This window comes from Burkholderia sp. ZZQ-2, assembly GCF_050768715.1.
Taxonomy (GTDB): domain Bacteria; phylum Pseudomonadota; class Gammaproteobacteria; order Burkholderiales; family Burkholderiaceae; genus Burkholderia; species Burkholderia cepacia.
The window spans coordinates 1-15,526 of record NZ_LDVA01000151.1; the positions used below are offsets into that span (position 1 = coordinate 1).

The 15,526-nt window shown below is 69.3% G+C and carries 15 protein-coding genes; 9 read left to right on the forward strand and 6 right to left on the reverse strand.

The features are described from left to right. On the reverse strand, nt 1-159 hold a 159-nt coding region (locus ABY44_RS09025; protein ID WP_431641127.1), incomplete at its 3' end, for a LysR family transcriptional regulator. A 98-nt stretch (nt 160-257) separates the two neighbouring features. Between ABY44_RS09025 and ABY44_RS09030 the strand changes: the two genes are divergently transcribed. The 3 genes from ABY44_RS09030 to ABY44_RS09040 all read left to right on the forward strand — a co-directional run bounded on the left by ABY44_RS09030 (nt 258) and on the right by ABY44_RS09040 (nt 3,131). Next, complete coding sequence (locus ABY44_RS09030; protein ID WP_060193259.1) at nt 258-1,241, forward strand: NAD-dependent epimerase/dehydratase family protein; 984 nt, start codon at nt 258-260, stop codon at nt 1,239-1,241. Nucleotides 1,242-1,373: 132 nt separating this feature from the next. After that, complete coding sequence (locus tag ABY44_RS09035; protein ID WP_060173269.1) at nt 1,374-2,765, forward strand: RtcB family protein; 1,392 nt, start codon at nt 1,374-1,376, stop codon at nt 2,763-2,765. Nucleotides 2,766-2,990: 225 nt separating this feature from the next. After that, nucleotides 2,991-3,131 (forward strand): hypothetical protein, encoded by a 141-nt coding sequence (locus tag ABY44_RS09040; protein ID WP_166741967.1) that lies wholly within the window; start codon nt 2,991-2,993, stop codon nt 3,129-3,131. 49 nt (nt 3,132-3,180) lie between these two features. Here the strand turns inward: ABY44_RS09040 and ABY44_RS09045 are convergent, their stop codons facing one another. From ABY44_RS09045 to ABY44_RS09065, 5 genes are all read right to left on the reverse strand, one after another. Further along, nucleotides 3,181-3,882: a DUF2848 domain-containing protein gene (locus ABY44_RS09045; RefSeq protein WP_060173268.1), complete on the reverse strand. Its 702-nt coding sequence runs from the start codon at nt 3,880-3,882 to the stop codon at nt 3,181-3,183. 49 nt (nt 3,883-3,931) lie between these two features. Further along, nucleotides 3,932-5,251 carry an MFS transporter gene (locus tag ABY44_RS09050; RefSeq protein WP_060173267.1) on the reverse strand — a complete coding sequence of 440 codons (1,320 nt, stop codon included), beginning with the start codon at nt 5,249-5,251 and terminating at the stop codon, nt 3,932-3,934. A gap of 78 nt (nt 5,252-5,329) precedes the next feature. Continuing rightward, nucleotides 5,330-6,016, reverse strand: coding sequence for a DUF4286 family protein (locus ABY44_RS09055; RefSeq protein WP_060173266.1), 687 nt, complete (start codon nt 6,014-6,016; stop codon nt 5,330-5,332). A 100-nt stretch (nt 6,017-6,116) separates the two neighbouring features. Then, nucleotides 6,117-7,175, reverse strand: a complete 1,059-nt coding sequence (locus ABY44_RS09060; RefSeq protein WP_060173265.1) for a LysR family transcriptional regulator — start codon at nt 7,173-7,175, stop codon at nt 6,117-6,119. 190 nt (nt 7,176-7,365) lie between these two features. Further along, entirely contained in the window at nt 7,366-8,157 is a 792-nt protein-coding gene (locus tag ABY44_RS09065; RefSeq protein ID WP_060173264.1) for an SDR family NAD(P)-dependent oxidoreductase, read from the reverse strand. A gap of 393 nt (nt 8,158-8,550) precedes the next feature. Here ABY44_RS09065 and ypfJ point away from each other — a divergent pair, with 393 nt between their 5' ends. The 6 genes from ypfJ (at nt 8,551) to ABY44_RS09095 (ending at nt 15,515) form a co-directional block, all read left to right on the forward strand. Further along, nucleotides 8,551-9,432: a KPN_02809 family neutral zinc metallopeptidase gene (gene ypfJ, locus ABY44_RS09070; RefSeq protein WP_027789466.1), complete on the forward strand. Its 882-nt coding sequence runs from the start codon at nt 8,551-8,553 to the stop codon at nt 9,430-9,432. A 174-nt stretch (nt 9,433-9,606) separates the two neighbouring features. Then, the gene (locus ABY44_RS09075; RefSeq protein WP_059683976.1) at nt 9,607-10,347 is read left to right on the forward strand and encodes a helix-turn-helix transcriptional regulator; all 741 of its coding nucleotides are present in this window, start codon (nt 9,607-9,609) and stop codon (nt 10,345-10,347) included. Between the two features lie 121 nt (nt 10,348-10,468). Beyond that, nucleotides 10,469-10,666 carry a hypothetical protein gene (locus tag ABY44_RS09080; protein WP_027789464.1) on the forward strand — a complete coding sequence of 66 codons (198 nt, stop codon included), beginning with the start codon at nt 10,469-10,471 and terminating at the stop codon, nt 10,664-10,666. A gap of 196 nt (nt 10,667-10,862) precedes the next feature. Beyond that, a complete protein-coding gene (locus ABY44_RS09085) occupies nt 10,863-12,365 on the forward strand; it encodes an aldehyde dehydrogenase family protein (protein ID WP_060173263.1) in 1,503 nt (500 codons plus the stop codon). A gap of 70 nt (nt 12,366-12,435) precedes the next feature. Beyond that, nucleotides 12,436-13,776 (forward strand): aspartate aminotransferase family protein, encoded by a 1,341-nt coding sequence (locus tag ABY44_RS09090; protein ID WP_060173262.1) that lies wholly within the window; start codon nt 12,436-12,438, stop codon nt 13,774-13,776. A gap of 236 nt (nt 13,777-14,012) precedes the next feature. After that, nucleotides 14,013-15,515 carry an APC family permease gene (locus ABY44_RS09095; protein WP_021163647.1) on the forward strand — a complete coding sequence of 501 codons (1,503 nt, stop codon included), beginning with the start codon at nt 14,013-14,015 and terminating at the stop codon, nt 15,513-15,515. The last annotated feature ends 11 nt before the right edge of the window (nt 15,516-15,526 follow it).

Here is a 15,526-nt window from a genome sequence, read left to right on the forward strand (position 1 = left end):
CGTGAACAGCGTCTGGCCGAACGCGGCCTCGAGTGCCGCGACGTGGCGGCCGGCCGTCGGCTGCGTGATGCCGAGCGCCCGCGCCGCGCCGGACAGCGAGCCTTCCGTCAGCACGGCCAGGAAGGTGCGGTAGCGTTCCCAGTTCAGATCGGTGGTCATGCATAAATGTATAGCTGATCCATTGGGTTCGGCAATTCCTTGATAGCCTCCGGCGCGCCAGAATGCGTGTCATGACGGTTCATTCAAGGAGAGCGGCAATGACGAACCATGCAGGCGGGACGCAACGGCAGGCACTCGTGCTCGGTGCAAGCGGCGGGATTGGCGGGGAAGTCGCGCGGCAGCTGCGCGATGCGGGCTGGCAGGTGCGCGCGCTGAAGCGCGGGCTCGACGCCGAGGCCGTGGAGCGCGACGGCATCGCATGGATGCGCGGCGACGCGATGGACCGCGACGCGGTCGTCCGGGCCGCGCGCGGGTGCAGCGTGATCGTGCACGCGGTGAATCCGCCCGGCTACCGGAACTGGGCCGGGCAGGTGCTGCCGATGATCGACAACACGATCGCGGCGGCGCGGGCGGAGCAGGCCACCGTGGTGCTGCCGGGCACGGTGTACAACTACGGCGCCGACGCGTTTCCGGTGCTGCATGAAGATGCGCCGCAGCATCCGTCGACGCGCAAGGGCGCGATCCGCGTCGAGCTGGAGCGCCGGTTGCAGGATGCGGCCGCGCATGGCGTTCGCACGATCATCGTGCGCGCAGGCGATTTCTTCGGGCCGAAGCTCACCGGCAACAGCTGGTTTGCGGCGGGGCTCGTCAAGGCCGGGCAGCCGGTTGCGGCCATCAGCGCGCCGGGGCGGGACGGCGTCGGGCATCAGTGGTCGTATGTACCGGACGCCGCGCGCACGATGGTCGAGCTGATCGAGCGGCGCGACACGCTCGAACCGTTCGCGCGCTTTCACCTCGGCGGGCACTGGGACGCGGACGGCACGCAGATGGCGGAGGCCGTGCGCCGCGTCGCGCAGCGGCATGGGCTGCGTCCGACGATGCGCAAGTTCCCGTGGTGGTTCGTGTGGGTCGCGGCGCCGTTCGTCACGACGCTGCGCGAATTGCTCGAGATGCGCTACCTGTGGCGCGAGCCGATCCGGCTGGACAACACGCGGGTGACCGCGGTGCTCGGCCGCGAGCCCGTCACGCCGCTCGATACCGCGATCGAGGCGACGCTGGCGGGGCTCGGGTGTCTCAAGTGAGCAACGGGGGCGCGCGAACGCAATCGCGTTCTGCTATGATCCGCGCTCCCTTCCTCGACGCTGCTGCAGGAAGGTACCCACGACCGCCGGAATGCCGGAGGTCGCGTCGTACCTTTTTCATTTTCAGCAGCGATGTCTACCTTTCCTCGCTTAAAAAAGGCCTTGCAACGGCAAGGCATCCGTGTCGACCATCATGCCGGCATCTATCACCTGCGCAATGAACTGGCGCAGGCGTCCGTCCTGTTGCCCGCTTCGCTCCCGCTCGAGGAGAAGGCCGTCCAGCAGTTGCTCGCGTTCGCGGCCGTCCGTTCGCCGGATGGCCATCAGCGCGTATGCAAGGCCTGCGCGACGCCGGACTTTCATCCGGGCGGGGTCGCGCCCGTCGGCTCGATCGTCGCGACCGACGACGCGTTCGTGATTCCCGCCGCGATCGGCACCGATATCAACTGCGGGATGCGTCTCGTCACGACGGGCCTCAAGCGCTCGGCGCTCGCGCCGTTCGAGACAGCGCTCGTCGAGCGGCTGACGCGCGCGATTCTCGCGGACCGGCGCGACGTGCCGGTCGGCAGCGATGCCTTCCGCGCGCTGTTCGACGCGGGCCCGGCGGCATTCGTCGATCGTGTCGCGCCGCAGGGGCTCTGGGCGCACGTCGACCGCGACCGGCTCATCGACGAACTGTCGTCGTGCATCGGCCTCGACCGGTTCGACGGCAGCACGAAATACGCGCCCGACGCGCACGTCGGGTCGCGCGAGGTGTTCCGCGACCCTTGCCTCGGCACCCCGGGCTCGGGCAATCATTTCGTCGAACTGCAGGTGGTCGATGCCGTGTTCGACCGGCATGCGGCCTACCGGGCGGGACTCGCGAAGGACGACGTCGTCGTGATGATCCACAGCGGTTCGCGCGATGTCGGCTTCTACGTCGGGCGACGCTGGATGGACCGGGCGCGCGCGGCATGGCCGGCGGGCGTCAGGCATCCGGAAAGCGGCCTGTACGGCCTTTCCGGCGAGCTGGCGCGCGACTATCTCGTCGCGATGGGCACCGCCGCGCGTTATGCGTGGCTCAACCGTGTCGTGCTTGCCGAGATGGTTCGCAAGGAACTGGCGGAGCTCACCGGCGAGACCCGCTCGGCACTCGTGGTCGACGTGCCGCACAACGTCGTGCTGCGCGAAAACGGGATGAACATCCATCGCAAGGGGGCGACCCCCGCCCGCGACGGCGATCTCGCGCTGATTCCCGGATCGATGGGCGATGCGTCGTTTCTCGCGACCGGGCTCGGCCATCCGGACTGGCTGTGGTCGTGCAGCCACGGCGCCGGCCGCAGCGTGCGCCGGCAGGCGGTGCGGCGGATGCGCGCGGAGCAGGCGCCGGGCACGTGGCGCTGTGTGACGCTGCGCGACGAGCGCCGCATCGAGGAAGCGCCGGAAGCCTACAAGCCGATCGGGCCCGTGATCGACGCGCAGGAGCAGGCCGGCCTCATTCGCAGCGCGGTCCGGTTGAAGCCGTGGGTCACGTTCAAGGCATGACGGGCGGCGGCGGCGCGCGCCGGCCGGCCGCCGCCGCGGCTTGCGCCGGGGCCGGCGATACGTCGTCCGCTTTCCCGGGCCGCGGGCTTTGCCCGGGCGTGGGTATGAGCACGGGAAAGCGTCCCGGTGAACCGACGAACCCGCGGGACAACAATTCTCCACATACCCGGGCGCGTCCGGTGAGCATCATGGCGGCAACGTCGATAAAGCGAAACCGGGGGCGCAATGCTGCATTTCGGATGGAAAGTGTCGGTTGCGGGGGCAATCATGTTCGCGTTGAGCGGGTGCACCAACCTGGTGGGTGTGCTGTATTGCGACAACTCGCAGGTCAACTTCCCGGACTATCACTGCTTTCAGCCGTACTAGCAGAGACGGGCGCGGCGACGGAGCGCCGTCGTGCCCGTGTGCCGGCCCGTCACGCGACGACCGGCAGCACCTCCACCGCATAACGGTGCCGAAGGCTGCGCCCGAGCACCGGATCGTGCAGTTCCATTTCGAACGCATCGCCGTCGCCCATCGCCGCGATCGCGCCATGCACGGCGACCGTGCCGCCATACATCGCGCAGCGCGCGGGCATCGTGCGGCGGTCGTCGAAGCGATGCCACAGCACGTCGGGCGCGAGCAGGCCGCTGACCGCGCCGTGCTGGTAGGCCGCGCGCTCGCCGTCGCGCGGGATCAGCCACGCATGCATCTCGATTGCATCCCAGTGATCGGCAACATCCGCATAAAGCCACGCGTCGCGACCGAGCGGTTTCGCGCACACCTGCTTCGACACCGCGACGCCGTAGGCCTCGACTTCGCGATCCGTATGGTCGGAGCCGACGGTCACGAGCGTGCCGGCCGGGCTGTCGACCAGCACGCATTCGATCTCGCCGCCCGAGCGCGCGCCGAGCACGCCGATCGACGGCGCCTGCGTGAGCAGCGCGGCCGACACGCGATAGAAGCAGGGCGTGGTCGACGGCGGCGCAACGCCGAGCGCCGCGAGTTCGTCGATATGCGCGCGGATCGCCGCCGGATCGCGGCCGGCCCAGCCGGCGATCACGACGCGCTCGATCTCGACGTCGACGGTGGCCGGTGCGGGTTGCCGGGAAATCACGTTGAACGACAGGGTTTGCATGCGGGTTTCCGTTTGAAGTCCGAAGGAAGGAAGCGACTCTCGGCGGGGTTCAATCCGCGAGCGGCCGGTGCGCGGTTTCGCGCGCGACAAGGAGCGCGATCGACGTGACGACGAGCGCGGCGGCGACGTACAGCGACACGGCCGTCGTCGTGCCGGTCTGCCGGAACAGCGTGGCGATCACGAGCGGCGCGAAGCCGCCGCCGACGATGCCGGCGAGCGTGTACGCGAGCGACGAGCCCGCATAGCGCACGCGGGTCGGGAACTGCTCGGTCACGAACGCGCCCTGCGGGCCGTACATCACCGCGTGGATCACGAGGCCGATCGCGACGGCCGCGACGATCGCGCCCGGGCGCGCCGAATCGAGCATCGCGAAGAACACGAACGCCCACACGATCCCGGCGAGCGCGCCGGCGAGATAGACGGGCCGGCGGCCGAAGCGATCCGACAGCGCGCCGAAGAACGGCACCGCGAGTGCGTTGCAGGCCGTGCCGATCATCACGGCCGTCAGGGCGACGGGGCGCGACAGGTGCAGCACGGTCGTCACGTAGGTCAGCGTGAACACGATGATCAGCGCATACAGCACGTCCGAACCGATTCGCGAACCGCCCGCGATCAGCAGGCGCTTCCAGTGGTACTTCAGCACGTCCGCGACCGGCACCTCGGCGGTCGCGTGCGATTCGGCGAGCTGTTCGAACTGCGGCGTTTCGTCGACGCCGCGGCGCAGCCAGAAACCGAACACGACGAGCAGCGCGCTGGCCGCGAACGGCACGCGCCAGCCCCACGACAGGAAGTCCCCGGACGTGGTCGACAGCGTCACGAGCGCGATGCAGCCGGTGCCGAGCAGCGTGCCGAACGACGGGCCGATCTGCGTCCACGATGCGGACAACCCGCGCCGCTTCTGGTCGCCGTGCTCGACCGACAGCAGCACCGCGCCGGCCCATTCGCCGCCGAGCGCGACGCCCTGCACGAAGCGCAGCGCGACGAGCAGGATCGGGCTCAGGATGCCGGCCTGAGCATAAGTCGGCAGCGCCCCCATCAGCGCGGTCGTCACGCCCATCAGCACGAGCGTGAGCATTAGCACCGCGCGGCGGCCGATGCGGTCGCCGAGATTGCCGAACACGAAGCCGCCGAGCGGGCGCGACACGTAGCCGACCGCATAGGTCGAGAACGCGAGGATCGTGCCGGCGAGCGGATCGACCGAAGGGAAGAACAGGTGGTTGAAGACGAGTGCGGCGAGCGTGTTGTAGATCGTGAAGTCGTACCACTCGAGTGACGTGCCGATCATGCTCGCGGTCGCGAGTCGGCTGTTGCGGACGCGGCGGGGCGCGTGGGCGGCGGGCTGGGCGAGAGTGCTCATGGTGTCGGGCATGTCGTGAGGGGAACGGGATGGAGCGCCGGGCCGATGCGCGGGCGTGCCGCGCGCATGCGATGCGGTCGGCGCGGGCGATCAGGCCGGCAGCGCGGCGGCAGCAGGCTCGATTTCGACGTCGCCGCGTGCAGCATGCAGCGGCGCGGCGGCGCGCCACAGCAGCGCGAAGGTGCGCACGTCGTCGTGCCCGGCGAGCGTGGCGGCCACGCGGCGCGTCGCGGCCGCATCGCTGCCTTCGATCAGCACGAGCGCATCGGCGGCCGGGCGGGCGGCCGCATCGGCGCCGATCGGCGCGGACAGGTCGGGCGCGGTGCGAAAGAGCCGTGCGGCGTGGATGCCCGGTTCGTGCAGCGCGTCGTCGAAGCGTTCGCGCAGGTGCGGCACGTCGATGCGATCCGGCGGCAGCACGAACAGCGCGAGATGCGCGCCTTCGCCGTCGCCGGCCTCGATCGTCAGTTCGCCGACGCGCCGCTGCGTGCCCGTCATGCGCTCGAAGTTAGCGAGCGACCATGCGGTCTGCTGCGTGAACGCGCGCCGGTACGCATCACCGTGGAACACGTCGAGCGCGTCCGTCACGTACAGCGCGAGGTACTTGCGCGGGCCGCGATCGGTCGCGCGAAAGCGCCGCGCATGCGTGAAGCCCGGAATCGCGACACGTTCCTGCATGTGCTCGCGGTCGTACCACGCGTTGAAATCGGCTTCGTGCGCGGGGTCGATATCCGTCCAGACGCAAAGCTGGCCGTGCGGAAGGGAAAAGCGGGTCATTGCGGGTTCCTCGTGACGGGGGCGTGTCAGGAACCGCAGTGTCCCGAAGACGGGCCGTGCCCGTCCAACAAGAAAACAAATTCGCGGTGAACAGGTTTTCTTATGAGCGGCGCGGGCGGCGTTTCGCGGGGGACGTGGCGGGCGGTGCGGATGACGTCGTGCGTTTCGCTTTCGCCGGTGTCCTGGCTTTTGACTTCGTCGCGGGGCGGGCGGGTGTGGTGTCCGCGCGATCGGCCGTGGTCGGTGTCGGTGTCACCGTCGCCGGCTTGGCGTGGCTTGCGGCGGCCAGCATCGCGCGCGCGACTTCGCTGGCCAGTTCCGCGATGCGCGCGGCCACCGGCAGGCCCTGGCTGCGGTACGACGCGACGAGCGGCAGCGCGGGGAATTCGGGTTCGACGTCGAGCAGCTCCAGCGCACCTTCGTGCAGCTCGCGCCCGATGATCGCGGGCGGCAACGCGGCCACGCCGAAGCCGTCGGCGACGAGGCGGATCATCGCGGCGACCGACGTGATGCAGTTGATGCTGGCCGGCCGCTCGACGGCCGCGAACAGCCGTTCGATCGTCGCGTGCGGCCCGGAGTGGCGCGAGAAGCTGATGATCGGGAATTCGGCCAGGCGCGCGACGTCGAGCGGCTGGCCGCCGAGCCCGAGGCGCGGGCTGGCCGCCCAGCGCACCGGGAATTCGCACAGCGGCAGGTTCGTGAAGTCGGGGCCCGGCACCGGGTCGGTCTGCAGGATCAGGTCGACGCCGTCGGTGCTGAGCAGGCGGATCAGGTGCAGCGTCGTGTCGCTCGTGATCTCGACGTCGAGGCGCGGATAGCGCTCGCGCAGTTGCGCCATCAGCGCGGGAAACCAGCTGTGCACGATCGATTCGATCACGCCGATCCGGATCAGGCCCGCGTCGCTCGCCGCGTCGATGTCGCGCCGCATTTCGCCGTCGAGCCGCACGATCCGCTCCGCGTACGCGAGCATGCGGCGCCCGGCGGGCGTGAGCGTGGCCGAGCGCGTGTTGCGGTCGAACAGGCGCACGTCGAACGCTTCCTCGAGCGACGCGATGCGGCTCGACACGGCGGCCTGCGTCGTGTGCAGTTTTTCGGCCGTGAGCCGGAAATTTTCCAGCTTCGCGAGCCAGACGAAGGTTTCAAGAAACCGGATGTTCATCGAAGTCCGAAACGTGAGGCGGTGCCGGGCGGGGCGGCGGGACCGGTCGATGGTAGCGGATTTTCGGGGCAGGGAAACGAGCGGGCGGCGCGGTGCGCGTCGTGGGGGCGGACGGGCGGCGGCGTGCCGGCGGGTACGCACGACGCGCCTGGTGCAACGAAGGGTGTCGCGGGCGGGGCGCCCGCGCGCATCAGAGCTTGTCGAATGCGAGCGTCGGCACGTCGACGACCATCGCGCCGCCGTCCGCGACGAGCGTCGCACCGGTCACGAACGACGCGTCCGGCGACGCGAGGAACGCGCACACGGCCGCGATCTCGTCCGGGGCGGCCGCGCGGCGCAGCGGCACGTCGGCGCTGACGCGCGCATACGCGCCGTCGAGCGTGTCGCCGTGCGCCGACATCAGCGGTTCCATCTCCGCATCGGCCATCGGCGTGCGGACCCAGCCGGGGCACACCGCGTTCGCCCGCACGCCGTGTGGCCCGTAGTCGCGCGCGAGCGACCGCGCGAGCCCGAGCAGCGCATGTTTGCCGACCGTGTAGCCGCACACGCCGGGCCCGGCTGCGAGCGCGGCGATCGACGCGACCAGCACGATGCTGCCGCGCTGCGCGATCAGGTCGGGCAGGCACGCGCGCGCGCTCACGAACGCGGTGTCGAGGTTCGCGTGCATCGCGTCGCGCCACTGCGCGTCGTCGGTTTCGTCCGCGCGGCCGAGCCCGTGGCCGCCCGCGCATGCGACGAGCGCGTCGACGCGGCCGACGCGTTCGGCGATATGCGGCAGGAAGCGGACCCAGTCGGTGGCGTTCGCGGCATCGCCGGCAAGCGCGAGGCCACCCGTCTCGGCGGCCAGCGCGTCGAGTGGCGCCTGACGCCGCCCGATCAGCACGACGCGGTCGCCGCCGCGTGCGAAGCGGCGCGCGCACGCGGCGCCGATGCCGGTGCCGGCGCCTGTGATTGCGATCGTGCGGGGGGGCGGGTGTGTCATGTCGTGCTCCGGAAAGGGGTGATTTCCGGTCACTTTAGGCGGGGCCGGCGAGCGCCGGTATCAGCCGAAGGGATGAACGCGGGCGGCATCCGGAGCGGGCGACCGGAGGCGGGCGCGGGCCATTTTGCAAAGGCTGACGATGTCCGGCGCCGAATCGCACTATCCTCCACATTTTTGCGATAAGTCACGAAAGCCCGGCAGAATAGCGCGGGCGAGCCGCGTATCGACGCGCGGCGCATGGCCGGCCGATTCCGTCGTGCGAGCGGAGCGGCGGGCCGGCGATCCCGGCACACAGGCGTTGCCTCTGCCGAACGATCGTGCCGCGACCACACAACATATCGCCCGGTTGCGCGCCCGCGCGCCGGCCATCGACAGGAACAGGGAGGGCCGGCAATGAGGCTGGACGACGAAAGGGAAAGCACGAACGTCGAGGATCGCCGTGGCGCCGGCGGGTTCGGCGGCGGGCGGGGCGCGACGATCGGCATCGGCACGATCGTGATCGCGTTCGCCGCGTCGTATTTCTTCGGGATCGACCCGCGCGTGGTGCTCGAAGGCGCATCGGCGCTGCAGGGCCGCCAGCAGCAGGCGCAGCCCGCGCCCACGCAGCGGCAGGGCGTGCCGGCGAACGATCCGGGCGCGGTGTTCACGCGCAAGGTGCTCGGCAATATCGAGCGTACGTGGACGGGCGTGTTCAATACCCAGCTGCATGCGCAATACCAGCCGCCGACGCTCGTGATGTTCACGAACTCGACCCCGACAGCATGCGGCACGGGCCAGACGGCGATGGGGCCGTTCTATTGCCCGGCCGACCGCAAGGTGTATATCGATCTCGGTTTCTACGACGAGCTGCGCCGGCGTTTCGGCGCGGGCGGCGATTTCGCGCAGGCTTACGTGGTCGCGCACGAAGTCGGCCATCACGTGCAGAACCTGCTCGGCATTTCCGACAAGGTCGACGCCGCGCGCCGGCGGGCGAGCCAGGCGCACTCAAACGCGCTGTCGGTACGGATGGAGCTGCAGGCCGACTGCTTTGCCGGCGTGTGGGCGAACAATGCGCAGCGCGCGAACCAGCGGCTGATGGAACCCGGCGATTTCGAGCAGGGGCTGAAGGCGGCCGCCGCGATCGGCGACGACCGGCTGCAGCAGCAAGGGCAGGGCTACGTCGTGCCGGAGAGCTTCACGCACGGCACCAGCGACCAGCGCGTGTACTGGCTGCGGCGCGGGATGGAATCGGGCGAGCTGAGCGCCTGCGACACGTTCGCGTCGAACGCGCGCTGACACGCGGCGCGCGCGTCGTCGCGCGCCTGTGTCGTCCCGGCTGCACCAGCCACACCAGCCGCCGCCGCCAAACCGGGACGATTTGCCGATTTGTGCTCACCGGCGCTTTTCGGCGCCGATAGGCTGGCCCGAACTTCGATTTTCGAGACGTTCGCGCCGCCAGCCGATTCCACCATGCCGCTCCCAACCGTTCCCGCCGATCCGGCCTCCGACGACTGGCCACGCGCGCTGCGCGCGTGCGTGGATGCGTTCGACGCGTTCGCGAGCCCGTCCGCGATCGTGTTCTACCGGCTCGACCAGAGCGGCGAGCCGGCCGATTTCGAGCTGTTCGGGATGCCGGAATCGATGCATCGCACCTATGTCGCGCGCTACCGGATGCTCGATCCGCTGCATCCGTCGCGTTGCGCGGCGGGCGACCGAGCGGTCGTCACGCTCGCGTCGCAATTGCCTGACGAAAGACGCGACGCGTCCGCGTACTGGACCCGTTTCCTGCGGCGCCACGACGTGGCCGACGTCGTCGAGATCTGGCTGCGCGACGCGGGCCGGACGGTCGGCGCGTTCTCGCTGTTGCGCTTCGGGGCCGGCGACGCGCGCGGCAGCGCGGCCGGTAACGCCACGGCCGGGCGGTTCGCACCCGGCGAGATCGATGCGCTCGCGCGGCTGCAGCCGGTTGCCGAAGCCGCGCTGAGCCCGCTGCTGCGCGCGCGGCGCGGGATCCACCGGATCGGCTGCGAGGAGCGGCTGACCTATCGCGAGGAGCAGATCGCGCGCCTCGTGCGCGACGGCCGCTCGAACAAGGAGATCGCGCGCGATCTCGCGCTCGGCCAGCCGACCGTCAAGACGCACCTGATGCGCATGTACCGCAAGCTCGGCGTGTCGAACCGCACCGAACTGGTGGGGGCGCTGTTCCTGTAATTCATCGGATAATTGCGGCCCGGACTTCGAACCTTCGCGATCGCCGATTCGTGAATTCCCACGCCAAGCGCTGCTGACCATGCACGCTCGTCGTTTCGATAACAATCAAAGGGCCGCGAACATGGACGTCGCAATCATTGCCGCTTCGCTGGTGGTCATCGCCTTGAGCATTGCACTACCGATCTTCATCATCAGAACCGTGCGAAGCGGGACTTACGACTCGCTGTATTTCCTGATCCCGCTTGCGCTCGGCATTTACTGGCTGGATTACCAGGCATACGATTTCCTGGCGTCGATGGGGCACGGTTTCAGAAACTAGCCTTTCAGTCCGTTCCCGTACCGGCTTTTCACCTCGCCTCGCCGCGCCCGACCTCCCGCGCGGTTCGACCCCGCCGCCTTCTCCCCACGCGCTGCCAATTTGCGCTCACCGGGCGTGAACCCTCGTCGATACAGTGATCCGACGCCCGCGTGCCTCACACGCACGCGGTCCAGCCACGACAATCCTCGAGACGCCCATGAGCACCACGACCTTCGTCGCCGTCAGCGACACCGTGCGCACTTTCGTTGCGCGCGATTTCGGCCTCTTCATCGACGGCGAAATGCAGCCCGCCCACGCGGCCGCGCGACTCGACGTGTACGACCCCGCGACGGGCGAGCGGCTCGCGACGGTCGCGGACGCCGACGAACGCGACGTCGACCGCGCGGTCGCCAGCGCGAAGCACGCGTTCGACACCCGCGTGTGGAGCGGCCTGCGTCCGGCCGACCGCGAACGCATCCTGCTGAAACTCGCCGACCTGATCGAGGCCGACGCCGAAACGCTCGCGCAGCTCGAAACGCTGAACCAGGGCAAGTCGATTCACGTGTCGCGCGCGATCGAGGTCGGCGCGAGCGTCGAATACGTGCGCTACATGGCCGGCTGGGCGACCAAGATCACCGGCCAGACGCTCGACGTGTCGATCCCGTTTCCGCCCGGCGTGCGTTATACGGCCTATACGCGCAAGGAGCCGGTCGGCGTGGTCGCCGCGATCGTGCCGTGGAATTTCCCGCTGATGATCGCGGTGTGGAAGCTGATCCCCGCGCTCGCGGCCGGCTGCACGATCGTGCTGAAGCCGTCGCCGGAAACGCCGCTCACCGCGCTGCGCCTGGCCGAGCTCGCACGCGAAGCCGGCGTGCCGCCCGGCGTGTTCAACGTCGTCACCGGCGGCCGCGTATGCGGCGCCGCGCTCGCGAGCCACCCGTCGATCGCGAAGATCTCGTTCACGGGCTCGACCGCGACCGGCAAGCTGGTCGGCGCGGCAGCCGTGCAGAACATGACGCGCTTCTCGCTCGAACTCGGCGGCAAGAACCCGATCGTGATGCTCGACGACATCGACGTCGCACAGGCGCTCGACGGCGTCGCCGCCGGCGCGTTCTTCAACCAGGGGCAGGTGTGCGCGGCCGCGTCGCGCATCTATGTGCACCGCAGCAAGTTCGCGCAGCTTGCCGACGGCCTGGCAGGCGTCGCGCAGTCGATGAAGCTCGGCGCGGGACTCGACACGACCGCGCAGATCAACCCGCTGGTCTCCGCGCACCATCGCGACAAGGTCGTCCAGCACATCGAGGGCGCGCGCCGCGCGGGCCTGACGTTCCTCGCGGGCGGCACGCCGGCCGACGACCTGCCCGGCTACTACGTGAAGCCGGCCGTGATCGCCGATCCGCATCCCGACAGCGCGATCGTGCGCGACGAAGTGTTCGGCCCGGTGATCGTCGTCGTGCCGTTCGACGACGCGGCCGACGCGGTGCGTCTCGCGAACGCGTCGCCGTACGGCCTCGCCGCGAGCATCTGGAGCAACGACCTGAAGCGCGTGATGAACCTCGTGCCGCAAATCGAGGCCGGCACCGTGTGGGTGAACTGCCATATCCCGCTCGACCCGTCGATGCCGTTCGGCGGCTACAAGCAATCGGGCATCGGCCGGGAGTTCGGCCAGTACGCGATCGAAGGCTTCACCGAAACCAAATCCGTCTGCATCGCGCACTGACGCGCGGCATCAACCTCGAACCCTGAACCCGGACGACCCAGGTTCAAACGATCCGACCGTGGAGACTGCAATGAGCTACAACGAAGCAAAATTCTGGCACCCGATGCTGCACCCGAACGAGATGAAGCAGCGCAAGCCGATCCGCATCGTGCGCGGCGACGGCTGCTACGTGTTCGACGAACAGGGGCGCAAGCTCGTCGACGGCGTCGCGGGCCTGTGGAACGTGAACGTCGGCCACAACCGCCAGGAAGTGAAGGACGCGATCGTGCGCCAGCTCGACGAGCTCGAATACTTCCAGCTGTTCGACGGGATTTCGCATCCGCGCGCGGAAGAGCTGTCGAAGAAGGTGATCGACCTGCTCGAACCGGAAGGGATGCGCCGCGTGCTGTACAGCTCGGGCGGCTCCGATTCGATCGAGACCGCGCTGAAGATCGCGCGCCAGTACTGGAAGGTGCGCGGCCAGGCCGACCGCACGAAGTTCATCTCGCTGAAGCAGGGTTATCACGGCACGCACTTCGGCGGCGCGTCGGTGAACGGCAACACGGTGTTCCGCCGCAACTACGAGCCGAACCTGCCGGGCTGCTTCCACGTCGAGACGCCGTGGCTGTATCGCAACCCGTTCACGCAGGATCCCGAAGAACTCGGCCGGATCTGCGCGGAAATGCTGGAGCGCGAGATCCAGTTCCAGAGCCCGGACACGGTGGCCGCATTCATCGCGGAGCCGATCCAGGGCGCGGGCGGCGTGATCGTGCCGCCGGCCAACTACTGGCCGCTCGTGCGCGAGGTGTGCGACCGTTACGGCGTCCTGCTGATCGCCGATGAAGTCGTGACGGGCTTCGGCCGCAGCGGCTGCATGTTCGGCAGCCGCGGCTGGGGCGTGCGCCCGGACATCATGTGTCTCGCGAAGGGGATCTCGTCGGGCTACGTGCCGCTTGGCGCGACGGTCGTGAACGCGCGGATCGAGGACGCGTTCGCCGCGAACGCCGATTTCGGCGGCGCGATCATGCACGGCTACACGTATGCGGGCCACCCGGTCGCATGCGCGGCCGCGATCGCGAGCCTCGACATCGTCGTGAAGGAAGATCTGCCGGCGAATGCGGCGAAGCAGGGCGCGTATCTGCTCGAAGCGCTGCAGCCGTTCGCGGAACGCTTCGCGGCGGTCGGCGAGGTGCGCGGCAAGGGGCTGATGCTCGCGCTCGACCTCGTCGCGAACAAGGACACGCGCGAGCCGATCGACCCGCTGTCCGGCTACGCGAATGCTGTCGCGGAAGTCGCGCGCGAGAACGGCGTGCTGGTGCGTCCGGTCGGCACGAAGATCATCCTGTCGCCGCCGCTCGTGATCCAGCGCGAGCAGCTCGACCGGATCGTCGACGCGCTCGCGGCGGGCTTCGAGGCCGTGCCGTTCGCGTAACGGCGTGATCGCGTGACGGCACGCCGGCGGCGGGCAGCGCGGCCGCCGCCGGTTTGCCGATTTGCGCTATGACCGGATTATTTTGCCTGCGTATTTTTTCGACATCGGATCAAGGTGTGATCGACAGGGGGCCCGGGAATCGAAGCGCTGAAGCGCCGCCCCGGGCCGACCGCAAAGCATGGGGCCCCGATAGCTGCCGGAGCGCGGGTTCGGGCCCGTTCAGGAAGGAGACGAAGATGTCGGGATGGTCAGGAATTACCGGCGCCGCGGGCGGCGCGCCCGCCGGCACGCCGGCCGAGGCAGGCGGCGGCACGGCGCTGAAGGCGGGTGCGGTCGGCTTTCCGACCGCGCTGGCGAGCGCCGTCGGCCTCATCATGGCAAGCCCGGTGATTCTCACCGCGACGTCGGGCTTCGGGATGGGCGGCTGGGCGTTCGCGGTCGCGATGATCATCGCGTTCGTGATGATGCAGGCGCAGGCGACCACGTTCTCGGAAGCCGCCGCGATGCTGCCGACGGCCGGCTCGGTTTACGATTACCTGTCGTGCGGGCTCGGCCGCTTCTGGGCGATCACCGGCACGATCTCCGCGTATTTCCTCGTGCACGTGTTCGCCGGTACGGCGGAAACGATCCTGAGCGGCATCATGGCGCTCGTCAATTTCGAATCGCTGAATGCCGCGTTCGAGAAGCACAACAGCTCGTGGCTCGTCGGCGTCGGCCTCGTGGTCACGTTCGCGATCACCAACATCATCGGCATCAAGGTGTTCAGCAAGCTCGAGATCGTGCTGACGGCCGGCATGTGGCTGTCGCTGATGATCTTCGGCATCCTCGGCCTCGCGGCCGCGCCGGCCGTGCATCTCGATGGCTGGTTCGGCGGCTCGGAAGTCGGCACGTCGGTGCCGGCCGTGCTGTCGCTCGTCGGGATGGCGATGTTCATGTTCGTCGGCTGCGAGTTCGTCACGCCGCTCGCGCCGGAAATGAAGGCGCCGGGCAAGACGATTCCGCGCGCGATGGCGCTCGGCCTCGTCGGCGTCGCGATCTGCATGTTCCTCTACGGCGCGGCGATCCGCCGCCAGGTTGCGAACGTGCCCGTGAGCCCCGACGGCCTCACGCACCTGCTCGACACGCCGGGCGCGATTCCCGCGTTCGCGCTGCAGGTGCTTGGGCCCTTCGGCCGCATCTGGTTCGGCATCGCGTTCCTGTGCGCGGGCGCCGCGACGATCAACACGCTGATGGCCGGGCTGCCGCGCATCCTGTACGGGATGGCGATCGACGGCGCGCTGCCGCGCTGCTTCGCGTACCTGCATCCGCGCTTCAAGACGCCGGTGGTCGGCATCGTCGCGGCGGCAATCGTGCCGATCTTCCACGCGTGGCTGATCAACGGCAATCTCGACAGCATCCTGCACCTCGTGCTCGCGGCGACCTGCGCGTGGGGCACCGCGTACCTGCTCGTCACCGCGTCGGTCGTGATGCTGCGGATTCGCCGCCCGGACCTGCCGCGCCCGTACCGTTCGCCGCTGTTCCCGCTGCCGCAGATCGTGTCGAGCGTCGGCATCGTGCTCGCGATCTGGTACATCACGCCGCCGGGCATGAACGCGCGCGACATCTACGTGCCGTTCGGCGCGATGCTCGGGCTCACCGCGCTGTACGCGCTGTTCTGGACGCTCGTCGTGCAGCGCCGGCATCCGTTCAAGCCGGTGCCGGTGGAAGAAGTGCTGCGCAACGAGCACGTCGCGTCGTGAAGGCTGCGCTC